Source organism: Nocardia sp. NPDC127526 (genome assembly GCF_042672265.1).
In the GTDB taxonomy this organism is placed as follows: Bacteria; Actinomycetota; Actinomycetes; order Mycobacteriales; family Mycobacteriaceae; genus Nocardia.
On the sequence record NZ_JBHXVO010000036.1, the window covers coordinates 13,643 to 32,412 of the forward strand.

11 protein-coding genes are annotated in these 18,770 nt (G+C 69.3%); 5 read left to right on the plus strand and 6 right to left on the minus strand.

The window, feature by feature from the left end:
• Positions 1-71 precede the first annotated feature (71 nt).
• The 5 genes from ACFVIV_RS34615 to ACFVIV_RS34635 form a co-directional block, all read right to left on the minus strand.
• On the minus strand, positions 72-1,505 hold the full coding sequence (locus tag ACFVIV_RS34615; RefSeq protein ID WP_379203794.1) for an aminotransferase class I/II-fold pyridoxal phosphate-dependent enzyme: 1,434 nt from the start codon (positions 1,503-1,505) through the stop codon (positions 72-74).
• Positions 1,502-7,882, minus strand: a complete 6,381-nt coding sequence (locus ACFVIV_RS34620) for a type I polyketide synthase (RefSeq protein WP_379203796.1) — start codon at positions 7,880-7,882, stop codon at positions 1,502-1,504. Before ACFVIV_RS34620 ends, ACFVIV_RS34615 begins: the two co-directional genes overlap by 4 nt.
• Before the next feature lie 552 nt (positions 7,883-8,434).
• Positions 8,435-9,301 carry a PaaX family transcriptional regulator C-terminal domain-containing protein gene (locus tag ACFVIV_RS34625; protein WP_379203798.1) on the minus strand — a complete coding sequence of 289 codons (867 nt, stop codon included), beginning with the start codon at positions 9,299-9,301 and terminating at the stop codon, positions 8,435-8,437.
• On the minus strand, positions 9,282-10,517 hold the full coding sequence (locus ACFVIV_RS34630) for a kynureninase (RefSeq protein WP_379203799.1): 1,236 nt from the start codon (positions 10,515-10,517) through the stop codon (positions 9,282-9,284). The genes ACFVIV_RS34625 and ACFVIV_RS34630 overlap by 20 nt, the downstream gene beginning before the upstream one ends.
• 1 nt (position 10,518) lies before the next feature.
• Positions 10,519-11,316, minus strand: a complete 798-nt coding sequence (locus tag ACFVIV_RS34635) for a tryptophan 2,3-dioxygenase (protein ID WP_379203801.1) — start codon at positions 11,314-11,316, stop codon at positions 10,519-10,521.
• A 117-nt stretch (positions 11,317-11,433) separates the two neighbouring features.
• Between ACFVIV_RS34635 and ACFVIV_RS34640 the strand changes: the two genes are divergently transcribed.
• From ACFVIV_RS34640 to ACFVIV_RS34660, 5 genes are all read left to right on the plus strand, one after another.
• Positions 11,434-12,627, plus strand: coding sequence for a PucR family transcriptional regulator (locus tag ACFVIV_RS34640; protein ID WP_379203803.1), 1,194 nt, complete (start codon positions 11,434-11,436; stop codon positions 12,625-12,627).
• A 179-nt stretch (positions 12,628-12,806) separates the two neighbouring features.
• Entirely contained in the window at positions 12,807-14,261 is a 1,455-nt protein-coding gene (gene lpdA, locus ACFVIV_RS34645) for a dihydrolipoyl dehydrogenase (protein WP_379203805.1), read from the plus strand.
• A gap of 10 nt (positions 14,262-14,271) precedes the next feature.
• The gene (pdhA, locus tag ACFVIV_RS34650; protein ID WP_379203807.1) at positions 14,272-15,438 is read left to right on the plus strand and encodes a pyruvate dehydrogenase (acetyl-transferring) E1 component subunit alpha; all 1,167 of its coding nucleotides are present in this window, start codon (positions 14,272-14,274) and stop codon (positions 15,436-15,438) included.
• A gap of 17 nt (positions 15,439-15,455) precedes the next feature.
• The gene (locus ACFVIV_RS34655) at positions 15,456-16,439 is read left to right on the plus strand and encodes an alpha-ketoacid dehydrogenase subunit beta (RefSeq protein WP_379203809.1); all 984 of its coding nucleotides are present in this window, start codon (positions 15,456-15,458) and stop codon (positions 16,437-16,439) included.
• A 14-nt stretch (positions 16,440-16,453) separates the two neighbouring features.
• A complete protein-coding gene (locus tag ACFVIV_RS34660) occupies positions 16,454-17,851 on the plus strand; it encodes a dihydrolipoamide acetyltransferase family protein (RefSeq protein WP_379203811.1) in 1,398 nt (465 codons plus the stop codon).
• A 256-nt stretch (positions 17,852-18,107) separates the two neighbouring features.
• Here the strand turns inward: ACFVIV_RS34660 and ACFVIV_RS34665 are convergent, their stop codons facing one another.
• Complete coding sequence (locus tag ACFVIV_RS34665; RefSeq protein ID WP_379203878.1) at positions 18,108-18,692, minus strand: TetR/AcrR family transcriptional regulator; 585 nt, start codon at positions 18,690-18,692, stop codon at positions 18,108-18,110.
• Between the last annotated feature and the right edge of the window lie 78 nt (positions 18,693-18,770).

The following is an 18,770-nucleotide window of genomic DNA, read 5'->3' on the forward strand; positions in this document are numbered from 1 at the left end:
GCCGGGATTGCTCATGCTGGGCCGAACTCCTCGTCGATCAGGTCCAAATGTTCATTCCGCCGCGGCCGCGCTCAGACCGCGGCCGCGTGCTCCGGGATCCGCGCCGCCTCGGCAATGGTCTCGGCCAGCAGGTCGGCGGTCGAGATGAGCTGTCGCTCCGTGTGTTCCGAGGTGACGAAGAACCGGAGCCGCTCCTTGCCGACCGGTACCGCGGGAGCCGAGATCGCGCCCGCGTACACCCCGCGCTGCAGCAGCGTCGCCGAGACGAATCCGGCGCGCATCTCGCCGGGCACGATCACCGGGCAGATCGGGGTGCCCTGGGACACCCCGAGGTCGATGCCGCGTTCCCGCAGCGCCGTATTGAACAGCGTGGTGTTGTGCCACAGCCGGGCGACCCGCTGCGGTTCCTCGGTGAGTACGTCGAGACCGGCCAGCGCCGCCGAAATGGTCGACGGCGCAGGGCCTCCGGTGAGCATGGCGACGCCGGGGGCGCTCGCCTTCATCGCTCGGATGAGATCGGCGTCGGCGGCGATGAAGCCGCCGCAACTGCCGAGCGCCTTCGACAGCGTGCCCATCCAGATGTCGACATCGGCGCCGGCCATGTCGAAGTGCTCCCGCATGCCGAACCCGTGCGCCCCGAACACACCGAACGAATGCGCCTCGTCGACCATGACCGCGCAGTCGTATTCCCTGGCGACGGCCGCCAATTCGTCGACCCGGCCCACGGTGCCGTCCATGCTGTAGTGACCTTCGATCACCACCAGCGCCCGATCGAAGCCCGACCGCGACATGCGCAGCACCGAACGCAGCGATTCGGGATCGTTGTGCCGGAAGTTGATCCGGCGGCATCCGGCCCACTGCGTACCGGAGACGACGCTGCCGTGGATCAGCGCATCGCAGATGGCCACGTCGCGTTCGCCCAGCAGGAAGCCGATGACGCCCGCATTGGTCAGGTAGCCGCTCGTGGTCACCATCGCGTCGCCGACCTGGTAGATCTCGGCCAGGCGCCGCTCCAGCTCGCCGTAGAGCGGAATCTCGCCCGCGACAATGCGACTGGCCGCGGCCGACGCACCGTACCGATCGAGGCCCTGCTTGGCGGCCTCGATCACCCGGGGATGGTTGGCCAGCCCCAGGTAGTTGTAGGCGCTGAAGTTCACCAGCTCGGTGTCCAGCGCCCGGATCACCGTGTCGTTGGGGCTGTTCCGCGGCAGGAACAGCGGGTTCGCCATATCCGACTGCGCGGTGATCGCATCGATGGCCGCCCACTTGCGCACGGCGGCAGCGACTTCCGGGTGATCGGCGAACTGACGGCCGGGTCCCCGGCGCGCTCTCGGGGCCGACGCGGCCGGTGACGTGGATGCCACCGACACGGCGGGCCGCGGCGCTGTACTCGCGCCGTTCGCGGTCCCGCTCGCACCGGCCGGGCGGATGCTCGCACCCGCCGCAGGCGTTGCCGCATTGCCTGCCAGCAGTTTCCGGGCCAGATCGCGTGCCGACTCGGTCATGCGATCACCCCGCCCTGCTGCGCGCCGGCCGCGGAGGTGCCCGCGACGAAGAATTCGGCGACCTGAGCGCCCGCCTGCTCCAGGGTGAACGAGCGCCCCATCTTCAACGTCGTCAGATCGACACCGAGCGCCTTCGTCACCAGGGCGCTGAACTCGACCGCCATCAGCGAGTCGAGCCCGAGCTCCGGCACCGGCACGGTCAGGTCGATCGAATCCGCGGCGACACCCATGACCACCGCCAGTTGCTCGGCGAGCATGTGCGCGACCACGTCCCGGCGTTTGCCCTCGTCGAGCTCGCGTAGCGCCGAAACCAGCTGCGAGGCGGCCGAATCGTCCTCGGCCGAGGCCGCGATCTGCTCGATCATCCGGCCGGTCCGCGCGAAGTGCGGTCCGCCGGCGACCACCTTGCCCCAGTCGACGGGAATGATCGCGGCCTGATGGTGCAGGCCGAGAGTCAATGCCGCCTCCAGGAATTCGGTGCCCTCGTCCATGTCGACGGTGTCGAACCCGGTGGTGATCAGATAGCGCGCCAGGTTCTCGTCGGCCTCGGCCATCCCGCCGCCGGACATGTGCCCCCAGCCGACGGCGAGCGCGTTCCCGCCGCCGCGGACGATCCGGTCGGCCACGGCGTTCAAGGCGATATTCGCCGCGGTGTAGGAGTACTGGCCGATGCCGCCGAAGATCGCGCTGCCCGAGGAGAACAGCACGAACATGTCGAGTTCGGCTCCGGCGGTGTCGATTCCGTGCAGCAGCGCGCGCACGCCGTCGATCTTCGGGCCGAACACCGAGGCCAGGCTGTCCCGGTCCATCACCGAAATGCGCTTGTCGTCAACGATTCCCGCGGTGTGGAACACGCCCTTCAGCGGATGTTCCGGGTGGTGCGCCCGGCCCACGACCGCGGCCATCGCCGCCGCGTCGGTGACGTCGACCAGTTCGGTGACCACTTCGACGCCCATCGCCTGCCAGGCCGCCAGCTGCCGCCGGGCCGCTTCGGTCCGGGCGCCGCCGCGGCCGAGCAGGGTCAGACGCGTAGCGCCCTTGCCGACCAGCCAGCGGCCGATCGCCAGGCCGAAGCCGCCGAAGCCGCCCGTGATCAGGTACCGCGCCGCGGGATCCACGATGACCTCGGGGATCTGCGGACGCACCAGCGGCGCATCGCTTTCCAGGCTCAGCACAATGCGGCCGAGCTGGCTCGAGCGTGCGACGTCCTCGAATGCCCGTGCCACATCATTGGTTTCGTACATCGTGTACGGGAGCCGCCGATAGGTTCCCGCGTCCAGCTTCGCATTGACCCGCTGCCCGAGCTCCACGGTGGCCCGGCGCCGCCGCGCCAGCATCCGATCCAAATCGAAGGAGTGATAGGAGACGTTCTTGTCGAAGTGCCGCATATCGAGCATGCCGCCGGTGTAGATGTCGGCCTTGCCGATCTCCACGATCCGCCCGAATTCGGCCACGGCCTTGAAGTTCTGCCGCAGGATCTCACCCGGCGCGGTGCTGATCACCACATCGGCGCCGCGGCCGTCGGTGAGGGCGAGCACATCGTCGGCGAAGTTCAGCGACCGCGAGTCGAGCACATGGTCCGCGCCCTGGGCGAGCACGTAGGCGCGCCGTTCGTCGGTGCTGGCCGTGCCGATCACCTCGGCGCCGTGCAGCTTGGCGATCTGCACCGCCGCCGCGCCGACACCGCCGGCCGCGCCGTGCACCAGCACGACGTCGCCCTGCTGCAACCGGGCCAGCTCGAGCAGCGCGTACTCGGAGGTGGAGAACGCGGTATTGCTGCTGCAATGGCCGGGTTCGGCGGCGGCGTCGACCGGGAACAGCAGATCGCGCTCGGTGGTGTGGAAGCGGCTCATCAGGCCCTTCGACACCAGGATGACCTGGTCGCCGACGGCGAGATCGGTGACGCCCGCGCCGACCCGGACCACCGTGCCCGTGCCTTCCATGCCGGGCGTGGTGTCGAAGAAGGTGCCGGTCAGGTCGCGTTCGCTCAATACGCCGAGCACCTTGAGCGGGTCCTTGTAGTTGAGGCCGATGGCCCGCATGCGCACCTCGACCTCACCCGCCTCCGGGGCCCGCCGGTCGCAGCGGCGCCATCCGAGCCGGGAGAGCACCCGCGACTTGGGGACCTCCAGGGTGAAGTTCGCCTCGGGATCGTCCAGCGGGGTGGCCTCATCGAGGGCCTCGATCCGGCCGGGCAGCGAGGCGTCGACGACGGTCACCCAGCGCAGGCCGTTGCGCAGGAACACCTCGTCGGAGTTGTCATAGGTGAACGCGCCGGGGATGGCGAGCTCGGCCGCGAGATCGGCGTCGGTGACCTCGGATTCGACGTCCACGAGCCGCCAGCGCAGCCGCAGCTGCTCATTGAGCAGCACCCGGCGAGCGCCGGCCAGTGCGGCATGACCCGGGTTCGGCAGGGCGTCGCCCTCGGGATGGGCGAAGGCCTGCTCGGTGAGGAGGGTGATGTGGATCGACCCGTCGCCGGTCATCGACGTCTCGTCGCCGCGCTCATCCAGCCACGCGTCCAGGAATTCGTCCGCGGCGACGGCCAGCCTGCGCAGCGTCCACAGACTGTCCATGTCCGTGTACTCCGAGCCGGCCACGACGACCACGTGCACGCGCTCGACCCCATCGAGCCGCGCCGCGGCCCAAAGCCGTTCGCGCAGCACGTCTTCCAGATCGGTGCGCGCCGGGTCGCCGACCGCGAGCACCTCCGCGCGGGCAGCGGTTCGCGCCACCTGTGCGGCGCGTTCCCCGGCCGCGGCGCCGAGTTCGACGACCAGCGTGAACGCGGTGGCGGCGGTGGGCAGCCCGGTGGTGTCGACCGGATCCCGCAGCTCCCAGCGGTCTTCGTAGAAGAAGTCCGACATCCGTTGCAGCGGACCGCGTCCGGGCGCGATCGAACCGAACCGCATGCCAATGATCTGCAGGACGACATTGTGCTCGGCATCGAGCAGGTCGATATCGGCGGTGGGCTGCGCGCTGGCGGCATCCAGGCGCGCCACTACCGTCACCTCGTCCGGAATGGCCGCGAACGCACGGACTTCGGCAACGCCGACCGGCACCATCGCGCCGTCCTGGGCGCCGCCGGTCTTGAATTCGGCGCTCGCACCGGTGCCCGCCAGCAGCGCGGCCACGCTCTGCAATGCGGCGTCCACGACGCAGGGATGCGCGAAATGGCCGGAGTCGCGGGCAATGCTGCCGTCCAGGGTCGACACGACCGTGGCGCCGGAGATCCGCACCGAGGTCGCGCGCTGGAATGCGGGGCCGTAGTACAGGTCCCGGGCCGCCAGGCCGGTGTAGAACGCCGCCGGGTCGACCTCCTGCATCTCCTCGATATCGGGTACATCGACCTTGGTGGGCTCGAACGTGCCGGCGATCAACCGTCCCGTGGCGTGCACCGTCCAGACCGTGCCCGCCGCGCCACGGGAGCGAATGGTGAACCGCTCCGTCGACTCTTCCACGCGGAGTTCGACGATCGGCGCCTCACCCTCGTCGATGATCAGCGGGGCGACGAAATGCACGTCCTCCACGGCGGCCCGGGTGGTATCCGTGCGCAGCGCCAGCGCGCTCAGCGCGGCATCCAAATAGGCTGCGCCGGGCAGGATTCGGGCGCCGCCGACCACGTGATCGTCCAGCCACGGCAGCGCGGCCACGCTCAGCTGCATCGTCCACACCGTCGACGGGTTGTCCAGATCGGGATCCCCGAGCATGGGGTAGGCGCCGGGGGTGCCGTGCCGGCGCTGCCGGAATTCCGGGATCTCATTGCGCAGCCGGGTGCGCTGCCACGGGTAGCGCGGCAGGCCGATGTGCGGGGTGACCGGGGTTCCTGCGAACAGCGCGTCGATGTCGAGCACGCCCGCGGTGTAGAGCCCGGCAATGGTCTGCCGGATGCTGTCCGCGTCCGTCTGCTTCCGGTTGAGCGTGGCGACGGTGGTGCCCGTCTCGCCCGCGGCCAGCAGGATTTCGCGAATATTGGCGGCCAGCACGGGATGCGGGCCGACTTCGAGGAACACCCGGCTGCCCGCACCGACCAGCGCGGTGATGGCGTCCGCGAAGCGAACCGGTTGGCGGACGTTCCCGCACCAGTACTCCGCGTCCCAGTCCGCCTCGGTCACCGGTGCGCCGGTGACCGTCGAGTACAGCGGGACAGTGGGCTTCGAGACGGTGAGATCGGCCAGCGCGGTGCGCAATTCGTCGAGAATCGGCTCCATCAGGTAGCTGTGATAGGGCACCTCGACGTGTAGCCGCTTGGCGAAAATCCCTTGTGCGGTGAGGCTTTCCGCGATCTGGTCCAACCGCTGCTCGTCGCCGGCCAGCGTCACCGCGGTCGGGCTGTTGATCGCCGCGATATCGATGAGGTCGTCGCCGTCGATGAGTTCCCGCGCGGCCGCCTCGGACAACCCGATCGCGAGCATCCCGCCGGAGCCCGCGGTGGTGGCCTGCAATCGCGCCCGGTGGTAGCTGACCAGCAGGGCGTCGCGCAGGGAGAGCATGCCGGTGAGGTAGGCGGCCGAGACCTCGCCGACGCTGTGGCCGACCACCGCCGCCGGCGCCACGCCGAGCTCGCGGAGCAGGGCGAACAGCGCGACCTGCACCAGGAAGTTGGCGGGCTGGGCGACCGCCGTCTCGGTGACGCGCGACTCGTCTTCGGGTCGCAGCAGCTCTTCGACGATCGACCAGCCGGAGATCTCCCGGAACACGGCGTCGATCCGCGCCGCCTCGGCGGCGAAGGTGCCACCGGTCTGGAGCAGTTCGCGGCCCATGGCCCACCACTGCGGGCCCATCCCGGTGAACACGAAGACCGGCTCGGCGACCTTGCTGCCCACGACCCGTGTGGCGCCGCGCCCGGACCCGGTGGCGAATTCCACCAGGGCACGCACCAATTCGGTGTCGTCGCCGAAGGTCACCGCGGTGCGCAGCGGATGATGCTGACGGCGGGTCCACGCCGCCTCGGCGAGGTGGCTCGGATCGGCGCCGTCGGCGATGAGTTCGGCGAAGCGCTGGGCCAGTTCACGGGTGGCCTGCTCGGACCGCGCCGAGATCGGCAGTACGCCGAAGTGTTTCGGTTCGTGCTCGGATCCGGTGCCCGCGTACTCCTGCAGGATCGCGTGCGCGTTGGTGCCGCCGTAGCCGAATCCGTTGACCGCCACCGTCATTCGCTCAACCTCGGGGCCGAGCGGCTGCAGGTCCAACTGCAGCTTGATGCCGAGGTCGTCGAACGGAATATCGGGATTGGGCGTTTCCAGCCAGCCCTGCGGGGCGATCGTCCGCTTCGAGATGGCCAGTGCGGACTTGATGATGCTCGCGATACCGGAGGCCGCCTCGGTGTGGCCCAGCTGCGCCTTCACCGAGCCGACGCCCACCGGGGCCGTGCGGCCGGGCACGCAGCCGTAGGCCCGGCCGATGGCCCGCAGCTCCAGCGGATCGCCGACCGGGGTTCCGGTGCCGTGCGCCTCGACATAGGTGACCTCGTGCGGCTCGATGCCCGCGCGGCGGGTCACCGTCTTCGCCAGTTCCTCCTGCAGATCGGCATTGGGCACGGTGATGGCGGTGGTGCGGCCGTCCTGGTTCGAGCCGGTCGCCTTGATCACCGCGTAGATCCGGTCGCCGTCGCGCTCGGCGTCGGCCAGCTTCTTGAGCACCACCATGCCGGCGCCCTCGCCGCGGCCGTAGCCGTCGGCGGCGGCGTCGAACGGCTTGCTGCGGCCGTCGGCGGCGAGGAAGCCGCCCTTGCACATGGAGACGAACGGTTCCGGCTGCAGCAGCATGGTGACGCCGCCGGCCAGCGCGACCTCGCAGTCGCCGCTCTCGATCGCCTGACATGCCAGGTGCAGGGCGACCAGCGAGGACGAGCACGCGGTGTCGACGGTGATTGCGGGCCCGATGAGGTTGAGCACGTAGGCGATTCGGTTCGACAGCATGGTGTACGACGCGCCGACGGCGGTGTGCATGTCGACGTGCGGCAGGGCCGCATCCGCCACCGAGACCGCGAGCTGGTCCAGCGTGAACGCGCCGACGAACACCCCGAGCGGCGTGCCCGCGACCCGGCCCGCGACACCGGCGTCGTCGAGGGCCTCCCAGGCCACCTCGAGCACCACCCGCTGCTGCGGGTCCATCGAGGTCGCCTCGCGGGGCGAGATACCGAAGAAGTCGGGATCGAATTCCCAAGGGTCACCGGTCAGGAAGGCCGCGCGTTTGGTGTACATGCGCCCGGGCGTCCGCTTGTCGGGATCGTAGTAACGCCGGTAATCCCATCGCTCCGCTGGAATGTCCACGACGCCGTCGCGCTTGCCGGCGACGAACTCCCAGAAGGATTCCGGTGAATCGATGCCGCCTGCGTAACGGCATCCGATACCGACAATGGCAATGTCAGACACTGAGTCTCCTCGGTAAACTCGAATCCCCCCGAGAAGTGATGTGCGGGAATGCACCCGCGAGTCCGCTACGACGCCACGCCCCACACCGGAGCGTGCGCAGCAACATTCATTTCCGGCCCATTGCCGTCGATTCGCCGGGAACACGGAGCCGCGGTCGGGACGTACGCGAACGCTCCGGCGACAATCCACACCATCTCACCGATATCACGCTGCGTTGCCCCTTACCCTGCCGTGCCCGATCCGACCTGCCTACCGGACCGTCCTTCGAACGCATGCTGACCCGTATCCAGATCAGCCTACTGGCCGGTAGATTACCCGAGAGTAGTCACACGGCAACCGGACAGCTTTGTGTCAAATCACATTTCCCCCTGCCATTGCATTGCGCCAGCTCATCGCCTACGCTTTCCGCCCCGACAGTCGTTGCTGTCCAAGACAATTCATCCTCGATGTCACAGGAATCGGGGACAGCCCGGGTGGAGTCCCCCGCACCGATTCAGCCGTGCGATCGAATGCGGACACGAATGGTTCTGCCCCGAGTCCACCGACATTTCATCAGGAGAGGGTGTGCGATCGGACCCAGCGGCGGCTGGGTTCCAGGCAGCGATTCCGGGCTTCGGCGAAAAGGCGGACGCTGGCTGGGCCGGGCCAGTCGGCGGGGAGCATGGAGTCGGGGAGGCCGGGGTCGAGGTAGGGGATGGTGCGCCATTCGTCGAGGAGGGGGACGAATAGGCGGAAGGTTTGTTCGTCGGTGAGGTGACCGGACTCGGTGATGGCGTGGTGGTTTTGCAGGAACGAGCGGTGCAGCGTCGCGAGGGTGGTTAGGTCCCACCAGCGGGCGGCGGCGGCTCGGGGGGTGTCGGGGATGGTGAGATCGGTTGCGCGGAAGGTGGTTACGTAGTCGTTCAGGTCCAGGGCGGTGATGATGGCGGTGGCTTCGGGGGCCAGGTAGTGGGGGCAGATCCAGAGGCCGGGGGACACGGTGCCGCAGCCGATGGAGGTCAGGCGGCGGCGGAGTTGGTGGCGGGCGGGGCGGGCGGATTCGGGGATGGTGAAGGAGATCAGGTGCCAGGCATCGGATTCGGTCATCTGGCGGAAGCCGTAGATGCGGGGGTCGCCGCGGGTGTACATGGCCTCGGCGGCGGGGGTGAGGCGGTAACCGCTGCGGCCGGAACGGGTTTCGGGGTCGAGGACGCCTTTGACCTTGAGGCGGGCGACGGCGGTGCGGGCGCTCTGTTCGGGGACGCCCAGACCGGCCATCAGGGCGCTGAAGTCGGCGATGGCTATCCAGCCGCCGAGGTCGCGGATGTAGAGGCCGAGGATGGTGCGGGCCAGGGAGGTGACGCTGCCGGGGCGGGCGTCGATATCGTCGAGGATGGCGCTCGCGGTGGCGGGCGCGGTGTCAGCTCGCGTCGAGTTCATCGCGGATGGCGGTGATACCGGCGAGGACTTCCCGGAAGGTGGTGCTCAACGGGCTCATGCCGAGGCGGATGCCGTGCGGGCGGCGGAAGTCGGGCATCACACCACGGTGCCACAGTCGCGCGGTGATCTCGCGGAACGCGGGGTGGTCGATGGTCACGTGGCCGCCGCGGCGGGCCGGATCGAGGGGTGAGGAGATGGTCACGCCGCGCGGGATCAGCCAGTCGTGCACGAGGTCGAGGGCGAATGCGGTGAGCGCCAGCGATTTCGCGCGCACGGCGGGCATACCGGCCTCCTCGATGAGGTCGAGCATGTCCTGGATCGGGAGCATGCCGATAATGCCGGGACTGGCGCTGAGCACCCGCCGGATACCGGGGGCGGGGATATAGCCCTGAGCCATGTCGAAGGGGTTCTCGCGGCCCATCCAGCCCCAGATCGGCTGCCGGAAGTGCGGGAGGTGCCGGGCGGCGACATAGGCGAAGGCGGGGGAGCCGGGGCCGCCGTTCAGATATTTGTAGGTGCAGCCCGCCGCGAAATCCACACCCCAGGAATCGAGTTCGATCTCCACCGAGCCCACCGAGTGGCACACATCGAGCAGCAGCAGCGCGCCCGCGTCGTGGGTGACGGCCGCTATCGCGGGCGCGTCGAGCAGGTAACCGGAGCGGTAGGCGACATGGCTGAGGACGACGAGAGCGGTGCGTTCGGAGACCACGCCCGCCACTTCGCCGGCGGTGACGCCGCCCGCGAAGTCGGCGTCGATCCAGCGCAGCGTGAGACCCAGGTCGGCGGCAATGGCTTCCATGAGATAGCGATCGGTGGGGAAGTTGTCGCGATCCAGCACGATCTCGGTGCGCCCGGGCCGCAGCGCGAGCGCGCCGCGGGCCAGTTTGTACAGCAGCACGCTGGTGGAATCGCCGATGGTGGTCTGCCCCGCGCCCGCGCCGAGCAGGCTCGCGCCGATTCGGTCGCCGAGGGTCAGCGGCAGCTCGAACCATTCCTCGTCCCAGCCGCGAATCAGCCGTCCGCCCCAGGCCTCGGTCACGAAGGCGGCCATCCGCTCGGCGGTCCCCCGGGTGGGGCGGCCCAGCGAGTTGCCGTCCAGGTAGGCGACGATCTCCGGATCGTCACTGCCCACGAAGCGGCGCGGGAAATCACCCAGCGGATCCTGCGCGTCGAGAGTGTTCGCGCGAGTGGCGAAGTCGGTCGGTGCCGTGGTCACGTCAGATCCCCGTTTCGGTGCGGACGGCGAACAATTCCGGAAAGAAGCTGAGGTCCAGGGCGCGCTGCAGGAATCCGGCGCCGCTGGATCCCCCGGTGCCGCGCGCGGCACCGATGGTGCGCAGCACGGTGCGCAGATGCCGGAACCGCCACAGCTGGAAGTTCTCCTCCAGATCGACCAGTTCCTCGAAGGCCTCGTACACCGGCCAATGCTCTTGCGGGGCTTGATAAATGGACTTCACCAGCGGCAGCAGCTCCGGATTCTGCGCATACGGCGCGGCCACATCGCGCGCCAGCGCCGACTCGGGCACCGCCAGCCCGGTGCGCGCCAGATGTCGCCAGAACGCGTCGTACAGAGTCGGTTCCGCCAGCAGCGCTTCCAGCTCCGCTCGGGCCCGCGCATCGGAAGCGAAGACCGGCAGGATCGCCGGATTCTTATTGCCGAGCAGGAATTCGACGGCGCGATACTGATGGGACTGGAACCCGGAGGACGTCCCGAGGAACCGCCGGAACCGCGAGTACTCGGTGGGCGTCAGCGTCGCCAGCACCGACCACTGTTCGGTCAGCGTTCGCTGAATGTGCTTGACCCGGGCAATGGCCTTGAGCGCGACCTCCGGCTCATCGGCCTCGAATGCCGACCGCGCCGCGCGCAGCTCGTGCAGCACCAGCTTGAGCCAGAGCTCGGTGGTCTGGTGCTGAATGATGAACAGCATTTCGTCGTGCTGTGGGGGTGTGCTGACGGGGTGCTGGGCGCCGAGCAGGGTGGGCAGCTCGAGATAGGAGCTGTAGGTGAGAGTCATGGCAGGTTCCCCGGTCATCCGATGCTGACCCTCTCGACGGTAGTACATATTCGTGACGCCCGGCATGAAAATGTCATATCGGTTTCGATCCGCCCGGCAAACGGTAGGTTGGCTGTCATGGCATCGCCGCTACCAGCGCATTCGACCCCCAGCACCCGCAGGCTCGCGGATGCTCGCCGGGCCGATATCCCCGCGCTGACCAAGCGATTGCTGTCGGCGATCTTCACCGACAACCCCGAATGGACCGACTACACCTCCGTCCCCAGGGCCCAGCTGCGCGATGGCTGCCGCCAATATCTGACCCGGATTCTGGAGTTGCTCGCCGGCGCGGGCGGCGATCCGGAGCACGACGATGTGGCGGCCGCGATCGGCAAGCAGCGCGCCGAACAGGGCGTCCCGCTGGAGGCCATGCTGCGCACCTTCCGCCTCGGCGGCGGCATTGTGTGGGAAGCGCTGCTGGACAAGGCCGATGGCGTCGGACCGCAGGACATCCGCGAGGCCGGGACCGCCATGTGGGCGGTGGTCGACGGATTGTCCTCGGCGCTGGTCACCTCCTACCGCAATACCGAACTCGAGCAGGTGCGCCGCGACGAACGGCACCGGCACGCCCTCATCGAGGACCTGCTGGGCGGTCGCGCGCAGGACGCCACCTTCGCGGCCCGGGCCGCCCGCGAGCTGGAACTGCCCGCGCAGGGGCCGTACCTGGTGGTGGCCGCACAAGCCCGCGCGGACGGCCGGGCCGTGCTCGCCGGACCGGAAACCGCCCTGTCCGCGTGGGGAATTCGCTCGGTCTGGCACAGCCGGGTCGACACCACGATCGGGCTGGTCTCACTGGAACGCCACGATCCCGAGGCCGTGCTGCACCGGCTGCGCCCGCTGGTGCGCGGCCGGGCCGGAGCCTCGCCCGCCGTTCCCGGTCTGGCACAGGTGAATTCCGCGCACGCGCTGGCCCTGCTCGCCCTCGAGACGCTGCCCCCCGCGGCGACCGGGCTGATGGCCCTGGACGAACGCTATCCCGAAGCGCTGCTGGTGCGTTCCCCCGATCTGCGCGAACTGCTGGTCGAGCACACCCTCGGCCCGGTGCTCGCGCTGCCGGTGAAAGAACGCGAGATCCTGCTGCGCACCCTCTCGACCTGGCTGGCGGAGAACCGCTCGGCCGCCCACGCGGCGACCCGCTTGCACTGCCACCGCAATACGGTCATCAACCGCTTGCAGCGCGTCACCGAATTGCTCGGGCGGCCGCTCGAGGGGCAGCGCTCATATCTGGAACTCTCCCTCGCCCTCACGGCACTCGACCTCGACGGGGACTGATCCCGAGGGCCGCCGAAGGGCTGCCTACCCGCGAGTCAATATTGGGCGCAGCGCCCAATCTCGAGGCTCGATTACTGGGCTTCCGCGTGATTGATTGTGCACCCCGTCAGGCCAAGACTCGACGGAATGACCCGCACCACAATCCGGGTGCGAGGAACGTTGAGTGAGGAGCACCACGAGTGCCTGACTTCGAGCTGCTGGTGATAGGTGGCGGCCCCGGCGGTTATGTGGCCGCCATCCGCGCGGCCCAACGGGGCCTGTCGGTGGGCTTGGTGGAGAAGGAGCGACCCGGCGGGGTCTGCCTGAACTGGGGTTGTATCCCCACCAAGGCGATGCTGCGCTCCGCCGAGGTTTTCCACACCGTCACCGCCGCCGCGGATTTCGGCGTGCACGCCGACAATGTCCGCTTCGATTTCGCCGCCGTCCGCCAGCGCAAGGACGGCATCGTCAAGGGCCTGACCGATGGCGTCGCCGGGCTGCTGAAGGCCAATGGCGTCACCCTCATCGAGGGCCACGCCCGGTTCACCGGCCCCACCACCGTGGCGGTGTACGAGGCGGGCCCGTCGCCGGTCTTCGCCGGCGGCCCCCGCTATGCCGCCGCGCCGACCGAGGTCCGGGTCCGGGAGATCAGCGCCCGCGATGTCATCGTCGCGACCGGTTCCACCCCGGCCCGGCTGCCCATCCCGGGCGCGGACCTGCCCGGCGTGATCAACTCGGACGGCGCCTTCGGCCTCACCGAGGTGCCGCGCCGCCTGGTCGTCGTCGGCGGCAGCGCGGTGGGCGCGGAGTGGGCGAGCCTGTTCGCCACCTTCGGCACCGAGGTCACCGTCGTCGAGTTGCAGGATCGCCTGGTTCCCTTGGAGGACAAGGAGATCGGCGTCGCACTGGGCCGCTCGTTCGGCAAGCGCGGCATCAGCGTGCTCACCGGGTCGACCGTCGAGGCGATCGCGGAGAGCGCATCCGGCCTGAGCGTCACCGTCGGCGGCAAGCAGGCGCGGCAGCTGGACGCCGATGTCGTGCTGATCGGCGTCGGCCGCCGACCCAATACCGCGGACCTCGGCCTCGATATCGCCGGAATCGACACCGACGCACGGGGATTCATTCCCGTGGACGAGCAGCTGCGCACCTCGGTCGAGCACGTCTACGCCATCGGCGATGTCACCGGCAAGGCGCTGCTCGCGCATGTCGCCTCGCATCAGGGCCTGACCGCCGCCGACGTGATCGCCGGCCACACCGCCCACATCGACTACAACGTCATCCCGGCCGCCACCTTCACCCACCCGGAGATCGCGAGCGTCGGGTTCACCGAGGACGCCGCGCGCGCCGCCGGGCACGAGGTGATCACGGCCAAGTTCCCGTTCGCCGCCCTGGGCCGGTCCCAGACCTTCGGCGACACCGAGGGATTCATGAAGATCGTGGCGGGCGCCAAGCATCGGGAGGTGCTCGGCGTGCACATCATCGGCCCCTCGGCCAGTGATCTGATCACCGAAGGCGCGCTGGCCATGGCGCTCGAGGCGACGCTCGACGAGCTCGCCGACACCATTCATGCCCACCCCACCCTCGGCGAGATCGGCATGGAGGCCGCCCTGGTGGGTCTCGGCCTGCCGGTGCACATCGCGCCGCGGAAGCGTTGAGGAGAGCCCGATGACCACGACCACCGCACCCCGCAAGAACGCCAGGTCGAAGTCGGCCCGAGCGGCCGTCACGGCCTCTGCGGCTACTGAGACCACCACGGCTGCCGCGACCGGCGATCTCGCCGAGACCGCCGGTGCCACAGACATCTTCGATGCGCGGGTCGCAGGGGAGGATGCCGCCACTATGCGCGGCTACTTCCGCGACATGCTGTTCGTACGGCGCTTCGAGGAGCGCACCGCACAGGCGTATCAGCAGGCCAAGATCGGCGGCTACTGCCATCTCAACCTGGGTGAAGAGGCCACCGTGATCGGCCTGGGCGCGGCCATGCGCCCCACCGACTACCTGTTCACCAACTACCGCGAGCACGGCTACGCCCTGGCCAAGGGCATCGAGCCCGGCCGGGTCATGGCCGAGCTGTACGGCCGCTCCACCGGCACCTCCAAGGGCTGGGGCGGTTCGATGCACATGTACGACACCGCCACCCGGCTGCTGGGCGGCTATGCCATTGTGGGCGGCCAGGTTCCGCTGGCCATCGGCGCGGCGCTGGCCATCGACTACCGCGGCGGCGACGATGTGGTGGTGTGCCAGATGGGCGAGGGCACCACGAATATCGGCGCGTTCCACGAGTCGCTGAATATCGCGGCGCTGTGGCGTCTGCCGGTGGTGTTCCTGGTGATCAACAATGGCACCGGAATGGGCACCACGGTCGAGATGTCCTCGGCCGAACCGGATCTGTGGAAGCGGGCCGCGGCGTACCGCATGCGCGGCGAGCGCGTGGACGGCACCGATGTGCTGGCCGTGCGCGATGCCGCGAGCGAGCTCATCGAAGCCGCTCGCCGCGAGGGCAAACCGGCGCTGCTGGAGGCGGTCAGCCATCGGCTCAAGGGGCATTCGGTGGTGGACCCCGCCAAATACCGCACCGCCGAGGCCGTTTCGTCGGCGCGCGAGCACGACCCGATCGACCGCTGGCGCGCGGCGCTGCTCGAGGCCGGGGTGCTGACCGAGGAGGCCGTGGCCGAGATCGAGCAGGAGGTCCGCGAGAGTGTCGCGGCGGCGGTGGAATTCGCCGATGCCAGCCCGCATCCGGATCCGTCGAGCCTGTTCGACTACAACTACGCCACCCCGGTGCCCGGCGATTCCCGCCGCCTGCCCGCCGATCCGCTCTTCACCTGCTGAGGATTCCAATGCCAGTCATGACCTACCGTGAAGCGCTGCGGGAGACCCTCCGCGAGGAGATGCGGCGCGATGACGACGTCTTCCTGATCGGGGAGGAGATCGGCGTCTTCGAAGGCTCCTACAAGATCACCGCCGGCCTGCTGGCCGAGTTCGGCGAGAAGCGGGTGCGCGACACCCCGATCGCCGAAGAGGGTTTCGTCGGCGCCGCGATCGGCGCCGCCATGCTCGGGCTGCGCCCGGTCGTGGAGCTCATGACGATCAACTTCTCGCTGCTGGCGCTGGACCAGATCGTCAATCACGCCGCCAAGATCTACGGCATGTTCGGCGGCCAGACCAGCGTGCCCATGGTCATCCGCACCCCCGGTGGCGGCGGCCAGCAGCTGGGCGCCACGCATTCGCAGAACATCGAGCTGTACTACGCGTTCGTGCCCGGCCTGAAGGTGGTCGCACCGTCCACGCCCGCCGATGCCCGCGCCCTGCTCAAGGCCGCCATCGACGATGACGATCCGGTGCTGTTCCTGGAGAACCTGTCGCTCTACAACACCAAGGGCGAGGTGCCCGAGGATCTGCCGCCCGCCCAGATCGGCAAGGCGGCGGTCACCCGCGAGGGCTCCGACATCACCCTCATCGGCTATTCGCGCATGGCCACCGTGGCCACCCAGGTCGCCGAACGCCTTGCTGCGGAGGGTATTTCGGCGGAGGTCGTGGACCTGCGCAGCCTGCGGCCGCTGGATCGCGACACCATTGTGGCCTCGGTGCGCAAGACCGGCTGCGCGGTCATCGGCGAGGACGACTGGCTGACCTACGGCATCGGCGCGGAGGTGGCCGCGTCCATCTCCGACGGCGCGTTCGACTATCTGGACGCCCCCGTGCGCCGCGTCGCCATGGCCGAAGTGCCGCTGCCCTATGCCAAACCGCTGGAGCGGATCGCACTGCCCTCGGCCGATTCGCTCTACACCGCGGCGCTGGAGACCCTGGCCGCCGTCGGCCGCCGCCGCTGAGGAGAAAGACTTCGATGCCTGAAATCACCATGCCCCGCCTCTCCGACACCATGGAGGACGGCGTCATCGCGGCCTGGCTCAAGAATGTGGGCGACCAGGTCGCCGCCGGTGAAGTGATCGCCGAGATCGAAACCGACAAGGCCCTCATGGAATTGGAGGCCTACGAGGACGGCGTGCTGGAGCAGATCCTCGCCGAGGCCGGTACGCGCGTGCCGATCGGCGAGCCGATCGGCATCGTGGGCGATGGCAGCGGGGCCGCCGCGCCCGGCGAGAAGTCCGCCCCGGCTGCCGGTTCCGGCGATACCGCGCCTGCCACCCAGCCCGCGCCTGCCGCGCAGCCTGCGTCGGTGGTGCAGCCCGCGCCTGCCCCCCAGCCCGCGCCCGCTGTGCAGCCAGTGGCTGCCGGAAACGCGGCCGTGCCGCCGTCGGGCAATGGAAGCGCCGCTCCCGCAGCCGATTCTGCCGTCGGCGGCGAGCGTAAGAGGTCCTCGCCGCTGGCCCGCAAGATCGCTGGTGAGCTGGGCGTCGAGCTGTCGGCCGTGACCGGCACCGGTCCGGGTGGCCGGGTCACCCGCCAGGATGTCGAATCGGCCGCTGCCGCTGCCGCTGCCGCTGCCGCTGCCGCTGCCGCAACCGCTTCCGCGCCCGCCGCGGCTGCTCCCGCCCCGGCGGCCCCGGCGGCTTCGGTGGCTACCCCGTCCGCACCGGCTCCTGTCGCGGGCGACTTCGACGAGGTGGCGCTGACCACCATCCAGCAGGTGTCGGCCAAGCGGCTCACCGAGAGCAAGCAGCAGGCCCCGCACATCTACCTGACCAGCGCCATCGACGTCACCGACCTGCTGGATTTCCGCGCACAGCTCAACCGGACTCTCGAGGACGCCGGCAAGGGCAAGGTCAGCGTCAACGACCTGCTGGTCAAGGCCGTCGCCACCACGCTGCGCACCGACCCCTCGGTGAACGTCAGCTTCGCCGGCGACAAGCTGCTCCAGCACAAGGCCGTCAACCTCGGCATCGCGGTCGCCACTCCGGCCGGCCTGCTGGTCCCGGTGATCCACGACGCCGACCGCAAGAGCGTCTCGGAGATCTCCGCCGAGAGCCGCGACAAGGCCGCCCGCGCCCGCGATCGCAAACTCCGCGGCGAGGACATGTCCGGCGGCACCTTCACCATCTCCAACCTGGGCATGTTCGGCATCGAACAGTTCACCGCGGTCATCAACCCGCCGGAATCGGCAATCCTCGCGGTCGGCGCGGCCCAGGACGAACTGCGCCTGGCGGACGGCGAGGTGATCGCCCGCAAGATCCTGCGGGTCACCCTGTCCGCCGATCACCGCGCCATCGACGGCGCGGTGGCCGCGAAGTTCCTGCAGCAGTTGAAGGAAGTGATCGAGCACCCGCTCCGCATCATCGCCTGACCGGCGGCATCCGAACGTGCATCGCCCCGGCCTCAGCTTGTTCCCTGTGGTCTGACTCCCAGACCAGGTGGCCTGGGGGCGGTGCCATTGATCATCGATCTCCTCGACGGCGAACTCGCCGCCGACCGGGAACTGGTGGCGGACCCTTCTTGGCGAATGCCGCCACCAGTTCCCGGTGATCGCATGACCAACTGCGGCGCGGCGTGTTGGGCTGGTTGATGATTCGCCGGGACCGGGGACGCCGTGAAGAGCGAGGTCAGGGGTGCCCGGTGCGGCGCGCGCGGAGGAAGTCGTCGACGAGGTGCGCGCAGTCGTCGCGGGTGAAGTGGCGCAGGCCGGTGAGCTTGGCGAAGACGATGGGCCCCAGCAGTTGGGACAGGGCGAGGGTGGTGTCGTAGTCGCCGAGCAGGTCGCGGGCTTCGGGCAGTTCGAGTAGCTCGTCGTAGGGCTTGCGGTACTGCTCGATGATGCGGTCGCGCAGATTGGTGAATGTCTGCGGGGGTTGACCTTTCGATTCCGGGGCGCCCATGGCCAGCCAGGCGACGGTGGTCAGGTAGGCCGGGGCCTCGTCGATGAGGACGGTCTGGCGGGCGATGAGCTCGACGAGCCGATCGCGCAGCGGGCCGCTGTCCGGCGGCGGGGAGACCGGCGGGACGAGGCGTTCGAAGGTGGCGGCCAGCAGGTCGGCCGAGGAATCGAAGTGGCGATAGAGGGTAGTGCGGGCGACCTTCGACAGCTTGGTGACGGCATCGATCGTGACCGCGTGCACGCCACCGGATTTCAGCAGGGTGGTGGCCGCGTCCAGCAGGCGGGCCCGGGAGCGGGCCCGGCGGGGGTCCATGGCATCCGGGTCGGTGTCGTCGGCGCGCGAGGGGGACAACGGAATTCACTCCTTCCCAGGTTTCGCTACCGGGAGTAG